General features: G+C 60.7%; 14 protein-coding genes. 6 read left to right on the top strand and 8 right to left on the bottom strand.

Annotated features, from left to right (window positions below):
* Positions 1 to 13: 13 nt before the first annotated feature.
* The 5 genes from H3T89_RS04530 (at position 14) to H3T89_RS04550 (ending at position 7,110) form a co-directional block, all read left to right on the top strand.
* Complete coding sequence (locus H3T89_RS04530; protein WP_198216341.1) at positions 14 to 2,086, top strand: glycoside hydrolase family 31 protein; 2,073 nt, start codon at positions 14 to 16, stop codon at positions 2,084 to 2,086.
* A gap of 486 nt (positions 2,087 to 2,572) precedes the next feature.
* Complete coding sequence (locus H3T89_RS04535; protein WP_232348443.1) at positions 2,573 to 2,968, top strand: VOC family protein; 396 nt, start codon at positions 2,573 to 2,575, stop codon at positions 2,966 to 2,968.
* A 301-nt stretch (positions 2,969 to 3,269) separates the two neighbouring features.
* The gene (locus H3T89_RS04540; protein WP_015022614.1) at positions 3,270 to 4,163 is read left to right on the top strand and encodes a 3-hydroxyacyl-CoA dehydrogenase; all 894 of its coding nucleotides are present in this window, start codon (positions 3,270 to 3,272) and stop codon (positions 4,161 to 4,163) included.
* Positions 4,164 to 4,378: 215 nt separating this feature from the next.
* Positions 4,379 to 5,272 (top strand): 3-hydroxyacyl-CoA dehydrogenase, encoded by an 894-nt coding sequence (locus tag H3T89_RS04545; protein ID WP_198216342.1) that lies wholly within the window; start codon positions 4,379 to 4,381, stop codon positions 5,270 to 5,272.
* Positions 5,273 to 5,451: 179 nt separating this feature from the next.
* The gene (locus H3T89_RS04550; RefSeq protein ID WP_198216343.1) at positions 5,452 to 7,110 is read left to right on the top strand and encodes an MFS transporter; all 1,659 of its coding nucleotides are present in this window, start codon (positions 5,452 to 5,454) and stop codon (positions 7,108 to 7,110) included.
* Positions 7,111 to 7,119: 9 nt separating this feature from the next.
* On the opposite strand, the gene H3T89_RS04555 is transcribed toward H3T89_RS04550, so the two are convergent.
* Complete coding sequence (locus H3T89_RS04555; RefSeq protein ID WP_015022621.1) at positions 7,120 to 7,530, bottom strand: DUF4186 domain-containing protein; 411 nt, start codon at positions 7,528 to 7,530, stop codon at positions 7,120 to 7,122.
* A gap of 188 nt (positions 7,531 to 7,718) precedes the next feature.
* On the opposite strand from H3T89_RS04555, the gene H3T89_RS04560 reads away from it, so the two are divergent.
* Positions 7,719 to 9,008 (top strand): class I SAM-dependent methyltransferase, encoded by a 1,290-nt coding sequence (locus H3T89_RS04560; RefSeq protein ID WP_015022622.1) that lies wholly within the window; start codon positions 7,719 to 7,721, stop codon positions 9,006 to 9,008.
* A 112-nt stretch (positions 9,009 to 9,120) separates the two neighbouring features.
* Here H3T89_RS04560 and H3T89_RS04565 read toward each other — a convergent pair whose 3' ends face one another.
* From H3T89_RS04565 to H3T89_RS04595, 7 genes are read right to left on the bottom strand one after another with little or no spacing between them, the layout of a single operon-like run.
* A complete protein-coding gene (locus H3T89_RS04565; protein ID WP_015022623.1) occupies positions 9,121 to 9,666 on the bottom strand; it encodes an FMN-binding protein in 546 nt (181 codons plus the stop codon).
* Position 9,667: 1 nt separating this feature from the next.
* Positions 9,668 to 10,495: an ABC transporter ATP-binding protein gene (locus H3T89_RS04570; protein WP_044091125.1), complete on the bottom strand. Its 828-nt coding sequence runs from the start codon at positions 10,493 to 10,495 to the stop codon at positions 9,668 to 9,670.
* Positions 10,496 to 10,539: 44 nt separating this feature from the next.
* Positions 10,540 to 11,706 carry an ABC transporter permease gene (locus tag H3T89_RS04575; protein ID WP_033510884.1) on the bottom strand — a complete coding sequence of 389 codons (1,167 nt, stop codon included), beginning with the start codon at positions 11,704 to 11,706 and terminating at the stop codon, positions 10,540 to 10,542.
* Positions 11,707 to 11,722: 16 nt separating this feature from the next.
* A complete protein-coding gene (locus H3T89_RS04580) occupies positions 11,723 to 13,033 on the bottom strand; it encodes an ABC transporter permease (RefSeq protein WP_015022626.1) in 1,311 nt (436 codons plus the stop codon).
* A gap of 21 nt (positions 13,034 to 13,054) precedes the next feature.
* Positions 13,055 to 14,329 (bottom strand): DUF2318 domain-containing protein, encoded by a 1,275-nt coding sequence (locus H3T89_RS04585; protein WP_198216344.1) that lies wholly within the window; start codon positions 14,327 to 14,329, stop codon positions 13,055 to 13,057.
* A 13-nt stretch (positions 14,330 to 14,342) separates the two neighbouring features.
* Positions 14,343 to 14,966, bottom strand: a complete 624-nt coding sequence (locus H3T89_RS04590; RefSeq protein ID WP_015022628.1) for an iron transporter — start codon at positions 14,964 to 14,966, stop codon at positions 14,343 to 14,345.
* A complete protein-coding gene (locus tag H3T89_RS04595) occupies positions 14,963 to 16,777 on the bottom strand; it encodes an FTR1 family iron permease (RefSeq protein WP_198216345.1) in 1,815 nt (604 codons plus the stop codon). Before H3T89_RS04595 ends, H3T89_RS04590 begins: the two co-directional genes overlap by 4 nt.
* Positions 16,778 to 16,936: the final 159 nt, after the last annotated feature.

Genomic DNA, 16,936 nt, shown 5'->3' on the forward strand with positions numbered 1-16,936 from the left:
GGGTACTGAATCAATGCTACATTCAACATTTACCACCGACGGCCAGGCGCTGCAGTGGACAGGCGACGGCGAATACCTTCGCATCGAGCCCTGGGGAACAGATTCGATACGCGTCCGATCCTCGCAGATGCACGAGCCTGAAGACCCGGACTGGGCGCTTTTACACGACCACCACGAGCCTGCAGAGGCAGTGCGTATAAGCATCGATGACCAGCAAGGCCAGGCCACCATAATCAACGGATCCCTAATGGTCAAAGCACAGGCCTCAGATGGCGTTTACGGCGGCAGCGGCTATACCGAGCCGAAATGCCTGCTCAGCTTTTGGCGCGCCGACGGCAAGCTGCTCTTCAGCGAGATGAACGATGGCGGCTCCCTGAATTTAAGAGCGCGTTCTTTCACTCCCATCGTGGGAGGCGACCACCAGGTCAAGGTAACGTTCGTCCCTCCGGAAAACGAACGTCTCTACGGCATGGGCGAATATCAACAGAACATCATGAATCTGAAAGGCTGCACGCTCGAACTGGCCCATAGGAACTCGCAAATCTCCATACCCTTCGTCGTCTCCAGCTGTGGATACGGATTCCTCTGGAACAATCCAGCCGTCGGTTCCGTCAGTTTTGGGAAAAACAAGACCCAATGGTCGGCGGACAGCACTCGACAGATTGATTACTGGGTTACAGCCGGTGCCGATTACCGCTCTATCATGTCCAATTACGCAGACGCTACCGGTCATGCTCCTCAGATGCCTGAATGGGGCCTTGGATTTTGGCAGAGCAAGCTGCGCTATTGGAACCAGGATCAATTGCTGGAGGTTGCCAGAGAGTTCAAAAAACGCAGCATTCCTCTGGATCTCATTGTCATCGATTTCTTCCATTGGCCCCACATGGGTGATTTCAGATTCGAAGACGAATTCTGGCCGGATCCCGTCAGCATGAGCAACGAATTGCACAAGATGGGGATCCGACTCATGGTGTCAGTCTGGCCGCAGATAGCACTGACTTCTGAAAACTATCCAGAGATGAAAGCCAAGAATCTGCTGGTACGGGCAGACCACGGCGAAGACATCGGCATGATGTTCGAGGGACCCAGCCAATTCTACGACGCCACCAACCCTAGAGCCCGCCAATATGTATGGGAGAAATGCCGTGAGCACTACGCCGATGTCGGCGTCGACGCATTCTGGCTGGATGAGGCCGAACCGGAGTATGGCACTTACGATTTCAGCAATTACCGCTACTGGGCTGGACCTGCTCAGCAGACAGCCAATCTGTATCCGCGGGAATACAACAAGGGATTCTACGAGGGACAGCTGGCCTATGGGCGCCAGGGACAGATCGTTAACCTCACCAGATGCGCATGGGCCGGATCCCAGCAATATGGGGCTCTTGTATGGTCGGGCGATGTAGCATCCACCTTCGAGGCGTTCAGAGCACAAATCACCTGCGCTATCCATATGGGCATGGCCGGCATTTCTTGGTTCACCACCGACCTGGGTGGCTTCCACGATGGTGATATCGACGATCCCACATTCCGCGAACTGCTGTTGCGCTGGGCGCAATTCTCCTGCTTCTCGCCCGTCATGCGCAATCACGGTGACCGTAGCCAGCACCACCCTGACGGGACCACCAAGACCGCCATCACTACGGCGCAAGGCGAACGACGATTACCGTCCGGAGCGAGCAACGAACCATGGAGCTATGGAAAGTCCGTCGAAGACATCTATGTCAAGTTCATCAAGATCCGAGAGCATCTTCGCCCTTATCTGCGTGAGCTGTTTGCCCAGGCACATGAGGACGGGCAGCCGCTCATCAGAGGACTGTTCTACGAATTCCCCAATGACGACGCTGCCTCCGATATCGCCGACGAGTATATGCTCGGACCTGATCTGCTGGTAGCCCCCGTAGTAGAGGAAGGAGCCAGATCCCGACAGGTCTACTTGCCTGGGGACGCGACTACGCAGTGGCAGGATCTTCGCGACGGAGCGATGTACAACGGGGGTCAGACGATCACTGCAGAAGCCCCGCTGGATACTCTGCCGGTATTCGCAAGGGACAGCAGAAACCACGAGCTGCTGGGCATACTCTGATCTATCCGTCACATAGTCACGGAAGCTCATCGTCATTCACATCGGGTCAGGACCGCTCGTCCTGGCCCGACTTCCTATTCAATCGAGACATGATTCATCCCGTTTCCAATTTCATTAAGCTTTCACGCTCATATTCCACCCTGTGCAACAACCGGTACTACAACCCTCAGTTCGCCTTGTCAGCAACGTTTTGGCGACACTGGAGGTTCTGGCCAACAAGGACCAAGTGACAATCGTCGACAAGGTTCGTAACGAGGTATACGGCCACAATCGCCTCTGGAAACATCCCAAGTACCGACTTTCGCCTCCCAGCTCTCGGTTAACACTGAGAGCCTATTCGCTTTCATGCTGGACATTGGAGGATTCTGAAGGTTCAGGCTACGAAGCCTGTTCCACTTTCCATCTCGCCCCATCTCCACACGCACCACCGCCTAGAGTAGATGCAAGGAAGCATCGCAGCATCAAATCACCAAAGGAGCAGCCATCATGAGACCAATGTCGGACTATGCCAAGGACCTGCAGCACTCGGGCATGGTCGCCCGTGATCTGGACGAGACCATCGACTTCTACACCAACAAACTCGGGTTCGAACTGGTCGGCATCTACCCCAACGAAGAGAATCGATGCGCCTTTTTGCGCCTGGGACATTTGACCATCGAGACCTGGGAGGGCGAGCCTGCGCCCATGCGCACCGGGGCCATCAACCACTGGGCGCTGGACGCGCCAGACATCGATGCTGCTTACGAGCATGCCCTGGAGATGGGGTTGACCATCAGAGAGAAGGCCATCCAGTCCATTCCCACTTTCTGGCAGCAGGGAATCCGCTACTTCAACGTTATCGGCCCCAACCAGGAGACCATCGAGTTCTGCCAGATTCTCTGACTGTCCTCCTAAGGCCGGCGACTCTTCCCTCTCGTGTATAGCAAGGAATGCAGATGGACAATCGGGTTATATGGCAGCTCTCAACCCCACCCCAACGACGACTGCCACAGAACACTCATGTGAGCAAAGCGACAAAATTCTCATTGTTTCACACGCTTGCTTGAACGGCCGAAAAGACCATGATTTATCCCCTTATTCCAGCCTTTCAGGAACATAGGGACACCCAGAATAATCCCAGGTACTGCAAGTAGTATGGAATAAGTATCCAAGGACGGATGCATTGCTATGGAAAGAGGTTTCTATGACGAACATTCATAATGTCACGGTTGCCGGCGGTGGGGTGCTTGGCAGCCAAATCGCCTATCAATCAGCCTTCAAGGGTAAGAAGGTAACGATCTACGACATCAATGACCAGGCTGTGGCGGCCGCCGAGGAGCGTGTCAAGAATCTGCGCGATTCCTACAAGCACGACATCAATGCCACCGATGAACAATTCGACGCCGGACTGAACAATATGTCCTTTACAGCCGACATGGCCGAGGCCGTCAAGGACGCTGACCTGGTCATTGAAGCAGTCCCGGAAAAGCCCTCGATCAAGCATGACCTTTACCAGAACCTGGCCAAGCTGGCCCCCAAGGATGCCATCTTCACCAGCAACTCCTCCACCTACGTGCCCAGCACTTTCGCAGCTGACACGGGCAGGCCGGACAAGTTCCTGAACATGCACTTTGCCAACCAGGTTTGGCTCTACAACACGGCTGAGATCATGGGCACCGATCAGACCGACCCCAAGGTCTTCAATGAAATCGTGGACTATGCCAAGGAGATCGGCATGGTTCCCATCGTCCTGAAGAAGGAACAGCCCGGATACGTCCTGAACACCCTCCTCATCCCCCTGCTCGAAGCCGCCTCCTACCTTTGGGGTCAGGGCATCGCGGATCCGGAGACCGTGGACAAGACCTGGATGATCGCAACAGGTGCGCCCATGGGACCCTTTGCCATCTTTGACGTTGTGGGACTGCGGACCGCCTTCAATATCACCAAGGAACAGCGGGGAGACAACCCTGACTTCAAGCCCTTCCTGGAGAAGATCCAGAAGATGATGGACGAAGGCAAGACCGGTAAGGATTCGGGAGAAGGGTTCTACACCTATCCCAACCCCGCCTTTGCGGATCCTGACTTCCTGAAGGCCTGAGAGAACCGTTTTCACCAAACAGGACCCACCCGTTGCAGGGGACCACAACGCAACTCGCCTCCCCGCAATGGGAGGGTCTGTTTTCACTGCCGATTTCCAAGCGAATCTAACCGTCAAGCTGCTCGCCAACCCTCGCAAACCGCCGACTGCGCCTCTTTACTAGCATTGAATCAGGCATCCAAGGAAGGGTGCCGACACAATGAAAGAGGTCATTTATGACAGAGATCGAACAGGTCACCGTCGCCGGTGGTGGCGTTTTGGGCAGTCAGATCGCCTATCAATGTGCATTCAAGGGCAAAAATGTCACGGTCTACGACATCGGAGACGATGCCGTAGCAGCGGCCAGAGAACGGGTCAAAGCGCTTCGCGCCGCCTATAAGCGCGACATAAAAGCAACAGACGAACAGTTTGATGCCGGGTTAGGTCGAATGAGCTTCACCACCGACCTGAGCGAGGCAGTCAAGAGCGCGGATCTGGTCATCGAGGCAATTCCCGAGAAGCCCTCCATCAAGCACGACTTCTACCAGAGCCTGGCCAAACTGGCACCCGAGAACACTATTTTCGCCAGTAACTCCTCCACCTACGTGCCCAGCACTTTTGCAGCCGACACAGGCAGGCCAGACAAATTCCTGAACTTGCACTTCGCCAACCAGATCTGGCTGATGAATACTGCTGAAATCATGGGAACCGATCAAACGGATCCGGACATCTACAACCGAATCGTTTCCTTTGCCCGGGAAATTGGCATGGTCCCCATCCAGCTGCACAAGGAACAGCCCGGCTATGTGCTCAACACGTTGCTGATGCCACTCATGGGCGCCGCCGGCATGCTATGGGCGCACGATGTGGCCGATCCACAGACTATCGACAAAACCTGGATGATTGCCACTGGCGCGCCCAAGGGACCCTTCGGCTTCTACGACATGGTCGGCCTTCGGACCGCATACAACATCCTCTGCCAGCGCCAGGGTGACAATCCTCAAGCCAAGCCCCTCCTGGACAAGCTCAAGGCCATGATAGACCAAGGCAAGCTGGGCGAAGAGACCGGTCAGGGCTTCTACCAGTATCCTGATCCCGACTACCGGGACCCCGGATTCCTCAAGGTCTGATCAAATCCGACCAAGTGGGCTATGGTGGGCCGGAGCCGGGTCCACCATAGCCTTCATCATGAGGCGTGGTAAGCTGTGTATTTATGGCATTTTTGTGAAAACCGCTAGAGGAAGAGGCAGGCAGAGAACTCACAAAGGCGGAATAGACGAACAACGGCCTTGTGGCCGGAGAAGGAATAATGGCAGAGGACGATAAAATTTCGGCTGCTGACAGCGGCCATCACAATCAGGAACGGCGCGATAGGCAGACAGCCAAGCAACTGAAGAAGCAGCAGGCCGCGGAAAAGCGCAGGGCCCGCAAACAGAATCCCAAACCGCACCGGGGCTGGAGCGAGCGCCTGCATCTGACCGACATCAACGTGGTGGACAGGTCCACCCTCAAGCGGGCCATCGCCGGCACCGTGGTCGGCAACTTCATGGAATGGTATGACGTAGGGGTCTACGGCTACCTGGCGGTGACCATCGGCCGCGTCTTCCTGTCCGACGCATCCGATGCCGTGCAGCGGCTCTTCTCTTTGGGTGTTTTCGCTGTCACCTTCGTCGCACGGCCTCTGGGCGGCGTGGTCCTGGGCCAGCTGGGCGACAAGATCGGCCGTCAGCGCATTTTGGCCTTCACCCTGCTGAGCATGTCCGCAGCCACCCTGCTGATCGGCCTTCTACCCAGCTATGCGGCCGTCGGTCCGCTGGCACCTATTCTGCTTATCCTGCTCAAGCTGATCCAAGGCTTCTCCACAGGCGGCGAGTATGCGGGCGCCTCGACCATGGTCACCGAATACTCACCGGATCGGCATCGCGGCTTCTTCGCCTCCCTGCTGGACGTGGGATCCTACCTGGGCTACGCCTTCGGAGCAGCCTTGGTCTCCCTCCTGGAGTTCTCCATCTCCCCAGAAGCCATGCTGGCCTGGGGCTGGCGCATCCCCTTCATCATCGCCCTGCCGCTGGCTGCCATCGCGGTCTACTTCCGGGCCAAGGTCCAGGACACCCCTGCTTTCCGTCAAGCCCAGGATGCCAGCGACGAGAAGACCAAGAGCCAGCACAAGAGCCTGCTGGACCTGATCCGGGGCTATTGGCGGGAACTGCTCATGGCCTTCATCCTGGTGGCCGCGGCCAACACCCTGAGCTACACGCTGACCGCCTACATGCCCACCTACTTGTCGGGCACCCTGCACTACAACACAGCCCAGGCCAACCTGCTCTCCCTGCCGGTCCTGCTCATGGTGGCCTGCTGCATCCCCATCACCGGAGCCCTTTCCGACCGCTTTGGCCGCAAGAAGGTGCTGTTTATGGGAGCATTCACTGGACTCTGCCTGTCCCTGCCCGCTTTCCGACTGTTGGAGCACGAAACCACGGGCGCCGTTTTCGGCGGATTGGTTCTGCTGGCCATCCCGGTCATCTTCTTCGTGGCCAACCTGGCCTCCACCTTGCCGGCCCTCTTCCCCACTGCCTCCCGTTACGGCGGCATGGGGCTGTCATACAACCTGGCTGTAGCCGTCTTCGGCGGAACCGCGCCTGTCATCATGGAAGGGCTGGTGACCGCGACCGGCAAGTCCCTGGCACCTGCCTACTGGATCATGTTCACCTCGACCTGCGGTCTTGTTACCGTGCTCTTCCTGGCTGAGACCGCCCGGCGCCCCATGCCCGGCACCTTGCCCACTGTGCTCAACCGACAGGAGGCACGCGACCTGGTGGCCACCCAGGACCGCAATCCCGACCTGGATGTGAAGACCATCATCAAGGATGCCGAAGAGAGCGGAGTGCGCAAGACACCGAAAAAGCTGGCAGCAGAGGCACGCAAACTTCTGGGCATTCCCCGCTCCGGAGCCAAGAACAAAAAGTAGCGACTTCCGTCAGGCCGAGCGAACCGGATGATTGACCAAATCGCGCTCGATCCAGGCCATGACCAGCCTGGCCAGGGCATCCACCTCTGCATCGGTCAGAGCCCTGCCACGCGGGATGTGGTGCCAGCGCTCGATGCACCCCCGGCAGCAGGTGGCCGTTGCATGCTGGGCCGTGAAAACCGGATGCCCGCGGTAGGGAGTCTGTTTGCCGTCCTTCAGCGGATGGGCCGGCCCCACACGCTTGGCCAGCATCTCATGGGCGTGGCGATCGATGGTATCCTTGCCCTTGGCGCGGGCGTAGGCGCGGTCCTTGGCTGACAGGGAGAAACCGGCCCGGAAGCGCGAATGCCCCAATCTGGCAAGAGTGCCCTTAATCCAGGCCTCATCTGCCCCAACCGACGCTGATCCGCTGCTGGCCATTTCCTGCTCGCCTCCATGCTCAGCCTTACCAAAGAGTCTGTACCCAGGCAAGGTTTCCCATGCGGAATAATTCCCCGAACATAGGACCAACAGGGACCAGTGTCAGGGGTAGGGTGAAGACAGTACTTGTATCCACTAACTACCAGACCCGCCATGTTCGGTCATGTCGGGTCACACAAGGGGGCTTTATGGCCAAAAGCAAGATGACTGTAGCCGAGATGATCGGGCTCTTCCTCACCCCTGACGCGCCTGTGCAGGTGACCGCCTTCGATGGGTCGGTCTTCGGGCAGGACCAAGCGCCACTGCATCTGGAAGTCAAGAATTCCCGTGCCATGTACTACATCACGGAAAATCCCAACGACCTGGGTCTGGCCCGCGCCTACCTGCAGGGCGATCTGGACTCTCCCGAGCTGCTGCCAGGCAACCCATACCAGGTTCTCAAGGAACTGATGGGTCTCAAGCACTTCGTCAAGCATCCCAGCAAGATGGAGCTGGCCCGGGCCGCAGGAGCTGTCTTCTCTCACGGAGTGCGCGTGCCCGAGCCACCGGCCATCGAAGGGCCCTCGCTGGCCAAGCGACTATCTGAGGGCATCCGTCCCCACACCCGCCGGGGCGACGCAGCCACTGTCAGTTACCACTACGACCAGTCCAACGACTTCTATCGGCTCTTCCTGGGCTCCTCCATGACCTACACCTGTGCCGTCTTTGAGAAGGCGGACGGCAGCCTGGAGGACGCTCAGTGGCACAAGCTCAACATGGTCCTGGACAAGATGCACCTGAATAAGGGCGACCGTCTGCTGGACGTGGGCTGCGGCTGGGGCTCCATGGCAATAGCGGCCGCCCGCCGTGGCATTCACGTCATCGGCGTGACTCTGGCTGAGGAGCAGGTGGAGTGGGCCCAGAACTGGATTCGCCAGGAGGGTCTGCAGGATCTGGCCGAGGTCCGGCTGATGGATTATCGCGACGTGCCCGAGTCCGGCTTCGATGGAATCTGCTCCATCGGCATGATGGAGCATGTGGGCTACAAGCAGTACCCCTCCTACTTCAAGGAGATGATGGACAAGCTGCGTCCGGGCGGCATCCTGCTCAACCACCAGATCACCCGCACCAACTCCCACGACCACAAGCGGGCAGGCGGATTCATCGACCGCTACATCTTCCCCGACGGTGAGCTGGCCAGCCCGGCCGAGATCGAACTGGCCATCCAGGACACCGGCTTCGAGGTCATTACCCAGGAGAACCTGCGCCAGCACTATGCGCTGACCCTCAAGCACTGGACCGAGAACCTCCAGGAGCATTGGGGCCAGGCCAAGCCCATGGTGGGCGAGCCCAAGGCGCGTCTCTGGGGTCTGTACATGGCCGGCGCGCGGCTCAACTTCGAGCTCGACAACATTCAGATACACCAGTTCCAGTGCATCAAGCCCGATCCCGAGACCGGCACGGACACCTACCCGCTGCGGCCCTGGTGGGACCGATAGTTGGTCTGAGGCGACCGATATAACTACACGACCTATAATATAGAAGGCTTGAAAAGGGGCGAGGAATCAAATCCTCGCCCCTTTTTGTTTCTGCCACCCGTACGGCCCGGTCTCAGGAAGACCTGTCCGCCGAAGCTTCCAGCCGAGCCAGATCCAAGGCCTTGTTGAAGGCATCCGAGGTCCAGCTGGCCCCAGCCACCTTGTCCACCTTGAGGTCCTTGAGTGGGCGCCCCTGGACTACTCCAGGCACAGCCCGGGCGAAGCGTTCCATGTGGCCGCGCGAGATGGGCGAATCCGAATGCCCCTGGACTTGGACCCGGGTCACCTGGCCTCCCGACAGGTCCAGATCCACATCAATGCTGTCAGCCCCGTCATGGCCGTACCTGCCCGTCAGGGCGTAGGTGCCATCGTGATAGTTGCCCGTGTCAGCCGGGGCGGTCGGCAGTCCATCACGGGAGACGGCGGTGGGATTACCTTCGCCCGCAGAGCCGGCTCCTGACTCTGGCGCAGAGCTGGACTCGGCGCCAGATCCGACGAACTCGTCGTCCATGGGCTTGGCCTGCTGGCTTCCGCAACCGCCCAGGAGTGAGCCGACCGCCACCAGAGTCGCCAGGGTTGCCGAGGCCGTGGCCAGTCCCCGAGACTTGCTTTTAGCCATTTCAACGCCCTCCTTCTGCATCAGCATTCGATCCCGGCAGGGAGCCGCCGGTCTTGGCCGTCTTGGTGGGGTCATGGAAACCCACTGGAATATCCTGGTCCCCTGAATCGACAGGAGCCCCGCTGAAGGCCGGACGGCCTCCGGCTGCCAGGTAGGCCCGCTTGGCCTCCTCATCATTCCACTGCTCGCCGGCCAGCACACCGTGGTTGAGCATGATCTCCCGCTGGGCGCAGGAGGCCACCAGGGCATCATGCGTGACCACAATCAGGGAGGTTCCCTGGTCATGCAATTGCCGGAAGAGATCCAGCACGATCCGCTCGTTGGCCTCGTCCAGGTTGCCAGTGGGCTCGTCAGCCAGAATCAGTTTGGGCTCGTTGATCAGCGCCCGGGCCACACAGACCCGCTGCTGCTCGCCGCCCGAAAGCTGGCTGGGCAGGTGGCGGGCCCGATCCGCCAGCCCCACCCGGTCCAGGGCCTTCATGGCCTGGTCCTCATCCACCACCGAGTGGTAGTACTGGGCCACCATGACGTTCTCCAGGGCGGTCAGGTGCGGGACCAGGTAGAACTTCTGGAAGACCAGGCCAATCACATTCTTGCGCACATCGGCCAGCTGGGACTGGCTCAGATCCTCCAGCGGCCGCCCCTGCAGACGGACCGACCCCCGGCTGGGGGTGTCCATGCAGCCCAGAATGTTCATCAGCGTGGTCTTGCCCGAGCCGGAGGACCCCACCACGGCCAGCCACTGGCCCTGCGGGACGCTCAGGTTCAGATCGTCCAGGGCGTGCAGATCGCCGTAGATCTTGGATACATGGTCCAGATCCAGCAGCATGCCGCCGCCCGACTGGAATTCGCTCGCCTTTGCCTGCGTCATTGTCATTCCTCCCTCAAAACCAGGGCCGGGTCGATACGCGAAGCCCGGAGGACCGGCCGGATGGATGCGATCATGGATATGGCCACGCTCAGCAGGACCGTGCCCAGGGCCAGCCACCAGTTGAAGCCCAGCGACCGTTGGAAGACGGACAGGCAGAGCAGCCGGGCGAAGCCATAGCCCAGGGCCGTGCCGATCAGGCCTCCTGCCAATCCGTAGCAAGCCGATTCCGCCAGAAACTCCATGGCTATCCCCCGCGAGGAAGCGCCCAGGGCCTTGCGCAGGCCAATCTCGCTGCGCCGCTGGGAGACGATGGAGGCCATGGTGGTCCCCACGCCCACAAAGGTCAGGACCAGCACCACCACCGAAACCAGCCAGAAGAGCGACTGGAGCATGGCGATGGTATGGCTGTCGCCCGCTGTGATCCTGGTGACCGGCCGGGCCTTGACCCCCATGGAGGTCATGTCGTTGATGCCTGCGGCAATGGTCTTCAGCCCCGAGGCCATGGTGTTGACCGAGTATTCGATGACATCGGTGCCCCGCTTGGCCCCGGTCAGGAGCTCCAGATCAGACAGGTCGGCGTAGATGATCCGATCCTCGGGACCACCGGTATCAACAATGCCGCCCACACGAAAGTCACGGCCCTGGCCTCCGGCCTTGCCCGTGTCGGTGACCTGTCCGGCCGGATAGCCGATGGTCATCTGCTTGCCGGTGGTCAGTCCCAGTGAATCAGCCAGGTCCCGCCCCACCATGACCGAACCAGGCCGGGGCCAGGAACCCTCCACGCTCCAGTGGCGGTTGAGCTGACGCACCTGGTCAGGGTGGATGCCGGCCATCTCTCGGGCCCCGGCATTGACCTGCACCGTCTCATATCGATAGGTGGCGTACCTTGCCGGAGCCTTGACGGTCACCATATGGGTGGTGTGGTCCACCATGCCCTGTTCAATGCCGGATCCGGACCGATTGCCCCCCTGAATGGGCGAGACGACCAGGTTGGCCCCGTAGGAACGCATCTCCTGGTTGATCTGCCTAGGGGCCTCAATGCAGACCGCCGCCAGGCAGAAGAGGGTGGCGGCACCCACCAGGGAGGCCACCACGGCCATCAGGGCCCGGCCACGACGGCGGAAAACGGCCCCGAAGAGCATGGTCAGGAACATGCGGGTGTTGGTCATATGGCTCTTATGGCGATCAGCGGCCATGAAGCACCTCCGCCGGCCGAAGCCGCAGAATCGATCTGATGGACGAGATGGACGCCAGCAGCACTGTAATGGCCAACAGCACGAAGACCAGCACGAAGACCATGGGCCTCATGGTAATGCCCGAGCCGAAGACCACCCTGCCCACGATCTGAGCCACTCCGGAGCCCAGCAGAGCACCGACCAGAGCCCCGGCCAGGGCAATCAGGGCCGTCTCGGCCAGCACCAGTCGGGACACGGCCCCGTCGGTGGCGCCCAGAGCCTTGAGCAGGGCAAACTCCGAGGACCGCTCGGATATGGAGGACGCCATCAGGTTGGCTACGGCGATGGCCGCCGCCAGCAGGCTGAGTACGGTCATCAGAATCATGACCGCCTGGGTTTTCTGCAGAACATCGCCCTGCAGGGCAGCCACCTGTCTGACCTGCTTGGCCATGGACCCGGGGATGGCCTCCTCGATCTGGTAGGCGATGGATGAGGGATAGGCCGTGCAGTACCAGGTCTCCCACTCGTCCTGGGAGAGGGCAGCAGGGTTTCGTGCGGCCTTGCGGGCCAGGTCGTTCTCGGGAGTGGTCAGAGCCTTGACCTCCACCTGGTCGATCTGATCGGTCAGGCCGGACATCTCCTGCAAGGGTCTGGTGGGCAGGTAGAGGGAGGAGGCATCAGAATCACCGGAGTCGAAGATGCCCACGATGGTGACAGTCTGCTGTTTACCATCCAGACCCACCTTGACCTGGTCGCCAACCTGACGGCCGCCCAGTCGTGCAGCCAGCTCTTTGCCCATCATGGCCTCGGTCCTGCCGCCGGACCCAGCCTCGTCCTTGGGCCAGCGTCCTTGAACCTTCCACCAGGGTCGAAGACCTTTCAGACCCGCAGTGCTGCTTTCACCGCTGTCGACCTTGACGGTCCGGCCGAACCAGGTGCCCACCAGGGGGGCGGCGGCCTGGTCCACAGTGCCGCGAAGGTCCAGGCGGGGGGCAAAGTCGGTGATGTTGTAGGCCCAGAAGATGGTCTTGATCTTGGGCACCTGGGACTCCTTGAGGAAGGCGGTCGGCGTTGACTCATCGCCTGAGGGGCCGCCTTCCTGGTCGCCATAGAGGTCGGAGACCACGGCATCCGCCTTGGCCTGGACCGTGATATTGGATCCATAGGTGGACAGTTCCGCGTTGAGCTTGTCGCCCACATCGAAGACCACCCCCAGCATGGCCGTGGCCACGCAGGCCGACAGGCAGACCGTGACGGCGATGAGCATTCTTCGCCCGAACTGGCGGCTGAATGACCGCAGCATCATTCGCATGAAGAACATACCAACCGCTCCTTCCCTTTTTCAGCTCTTGAAGTGCGAGGACAGAGCATCCAGGTCGGCGGTGCTGATCAGTATGGCCCCCCGGCCGGTTTTGTATGGCAGGGGTACGGGATTGCAGCCGCCCTTGAACCCGATGGTGGCCAGGTTGATGGCTACATCGCATTTCTTGCAGATGATCTTGCCGTCTTTTTCGTAATAGCCTGCATCCCCGCAGTTCTCGCAGGCATCCAGCCCGACTCCGTAGGCTGCGCCATTCTTGCGGATGATGATAAAGCGCATCTCGGTGCCGTCCTTGGCCCGGTAGCTGAATCGGTGCAGGTGGCCATCCTCCACCTGGGAGAAACGGATGGTAGCCGTATGGGCAGTCAAGGAATACTGCTCTGGAGGCGAAAGCACGGGCACTTGGTGGGCCTTGGCCGTTCCCACGGTCAGGGCCAGGGTGACGCCGATCATGGCCACCAGGCTCCAGACCGCTGATGCCAGGGCCCTCCGGCGGAAGGCACGGTGGCTACGGTCGTCGGCTGTGGAGGCTCCGGTCACCGGCATGCGCCAGCCTGCAACCAGGCAGGCCAGGACCGGAATGATGAAGACCAGCACCTGGGCAAGGACCAGGATCAGGTCGGCGTTGTAACCCAGGGCCATGACCCGGAAGGCCCAGCCGTGCAGAAGAACCAGACCGGTGGTCTGCATCAGGGCCACCAGGGCTACGCCGTGCCGAATCAGCAGCAGGACCACCATGAGCAGGGCGGCCAGACGAAAGGCCATCCGAGGGCAGGATGTATGCATGGTCCTCAGAATGGCAGCCACCGTCACAGCGGCAGCCAGACCGAGCAGGAAGCCCAGGGCCCGCAGGAGCATGGCCGAGGTCAGCACCGGCTCCCCCGGCTCCACAAAGGCCGTAAGCTGCAGGATGACATCAGGCAGGGCTCGGAAGGTGGTCAGGGCTATGGCCAGGGCTGCCAGAGCGTTGACCAGATCCATGGCCCAGGGGTGGCGATGCCAGTCCGAGACCAGCCGGTCAGCGACCAGCACCACCGCGATGGCCGCCAGATCGGTCAGAACGCAAGCCACCAGGGTCGGATAGTTGACCATGGTCCGGCGGTTGATGATCACGGTGGCGCGCAGGAGGGCGAAGACCAACGCCCCCAGCACGCCGACCCCCAGGCCAATCAGTCGCCAGGAGGAGGAGCGGGGCCGATCGCGGCCCTCGCCAACCCTCAGAAGCACGCTGAAAACCATGACCAGGAGGGCCGGGGCCAGCGTCCCCGGCAAGACCGTGACAAATTGTTCAAGCATGGTGCATGGCAGCTTACCACTGGTGGGGCGTGTAGTCCCAGTCCCAGCTGACCACGATGGGCTCGGTCCAGAAGTGTCCCTTCACGCCGGTCTCCGGGTCGACGTGCAGCATCCAGCCCTTCTTCTCAGGAGAGTCGATGGAATAGGTCAGCTTGTAGGATCCGGCCTTCTCCATCTTGATGTTGGCCCCGTAATGCGGGCCATCCGAGGCGTTCATCTGCATGAAGGTGCCGGACTGCTTGTCGTTGGGGTCATCCTTGTTCTGAATGGTGTAGTTGACGGTCAGATCCGGAACGAACTCGCCCTTGGCATAGCCCAGGTCGTTGTTGGGCAGGGCGTGGATGTCAGCCTCCAGGTGCAGGCTGGCATCCGCTGCCTTCAGCCCCATGGAGGCGGGCTCCATGTCGATGGGCTGGAAGAAGACCGTGCCGATGTTCAGGGGACCCTTCTGCTGATCGTCGGGCGGGATGGGGATCTCCTCGAACCCGGCCCCCTTGCCCGCCGAAGACTGGGAGGCACCGGAGGCCTCAGGCGCTTGGGCCTCACGGGTGCCTGACCCGCTGGAGCCGCACCCCGCCAGGGCCAGGGTGCCTGAGAGCACCAGCGCGACCAGGGCGGTCAATTGTCTCTTCTTCATGATTGTCCTTCGCTCTTTGGTGTTTGCATGGATGCCGTGACCTCAGAGGGCACAGCCCCTTCGGCGGCCTGCTCGGTTTCCGTCTGAAGAACGGTTGCCGACGGCGACCCGCCGGAGTCCTGATTCGACCGTGATTGCTCCTGCTTGTGCAGGCGGCGGGTCGACACAATTGCCAGCACGACCACGACCAAGGCGGCCAGGATCTGGGCGCCGATGGTCTGTGTGTAGGGATACAGCCCGATCCAGTCGCTGGTGGGCACACCGGGCAGATAGGTGGCCGGCACTAGGTCGCCCTCGATCAGGGCATGGACACCGCCGCCGGCGAAGATGACCACCATGACCGCCATGAGCAGGCTGGTGATGATGAAGAAGGGCCGGATGGGGATCTTGACCGAGGTGAAGCGAATGAGCACGAAGACGATGACCAGGACCACGGCGGCAGCTGCAAAACCGGTCCAAATCTCCCGTCTGCCACCGGGAGCCATGGCGAAGATGGCCTGGTAGAACATGACCGTCTCCGCCCCCTCCCTGAAGACCGCCAGGAAGGAGAGCAGGGCCAGGGAGATCACGCTGCCCTTCGAGATGGCCGCCACCGTCCGGCTCCGGATGTAGTGGTTCCAGGATTCCACAGAGGACTTGGACAGCATCCAGTTACTGGTGTAGAGCAACATGAGCATGGCTACCAGGGCCACCACGCCCTCCAGGATCTCCTGCTGGGGACCGTTCCCGTTGAAGAGCAGGGTGAAGAGCAGGGCCACCAGCCCGCTGGCCACCAGACCTGCCGCAATGCCCCAGTAGATGTGCCGAATCTTGTCTTTATGGCCGGCCTTGACCAGGTAGGCGATGATGGCCGCCACCACCAGGATGGCCTCCAGCCCCTCCCTCAGCAGGACCACAAAGGCCTGGCCGAAGGCGGAGGTCAGGAAGGTCGTCCACCCATTGACCTGGTCCGCAGCGCCTCCGTCCAGAGTGGCTGCGTCCTCGACCAGCATGCTCTTGAGGTCGTTCACCAGGGTCTTGGCGGGTTTGCCCGCCACCATGGCCATCCGGGTCTCCTTGAACTGGTACTCGACCTGGGAGACCCTGTTGCCACTGATGGCATTCATGACGTTCTTTTCGAAGCCCAGCTTCTCGTAATACTGGTAATAGGCCTTGTTGACCAGGTCGGATCCCGCCTGGCCCTGTCCCTTGGACGCTTGGGCGAGCGCCTGATCGAGAATCGGCGTCATCTCATGGGCCACCTGGGTCCAGGTCCGGTCGCCCTTGCCGATGTTCCGATGCTTCTTGGCCGCGTCCAGCCGTCGACGGTCCGCCTTGATCTGCTCCTGCTGAGCCTTGGCATAGGCACGGGGATTGGCCAGCCCTTGGGTGGCATCCAGCTGGGTGGCCGCAGCAACCAGGTCGGCCTTGAGCTTTTCACTGCCCTGGGTCAGGGCCTGCGCGGCATCCGGGGCGTAGGCCTGGCCCTGCAGAGCCTGGAACTGCCCGTCCAGAGCGTTGCGCCTGTCCTGCCCCAGGGTCGACTCCACGACCGAAACGAATCCTGAGCCCACATAGCTTACGTTGTAGGCCCCCATGAATTGCGAGGCCGCCCCGGCACGATCCCCCCGGGCATAGTCCTCGCACCCTCTATCCAACTGATGGGATACTGAGCCAGCCACCTGGGCCCAGCTGTCATAATCCGTGGCTCCGCTCGCCGCCATGGCCGACTGCGGGGTCTGCAGGACCAGGAACATCAGGGCCAGCAACAGGCATGAGAGCAGGGAGCCAGCGGTCCTGGCCACTCGTGTCCTGCCGACCTGTGCAACCATGGGCGATGATCTCCTTCGTCAGTCCCTCGTAATCGAACCTGCGAGAAACGAAGGCCGATTTGACAACTACCGAAAATCAATCTAGCCCAAGCGCAAGCGGAAAAACAGACTTGTTTCTAGCGTTTTAAGGCCATATAATGCGCCCACGCTCGCAGACGG

The organism is Bifidobacterium sp. W8114 (genome assembly GCF_016101165.1).
In the GTDB taxonomy this organism is placed as follows: domain Bacteria; phylum Actinomycetota; class Actinomycetes; order Actinomycetales; family Bifidobacteriaceae; genus Bombiscardovia; species Bombiscardovia asteroides.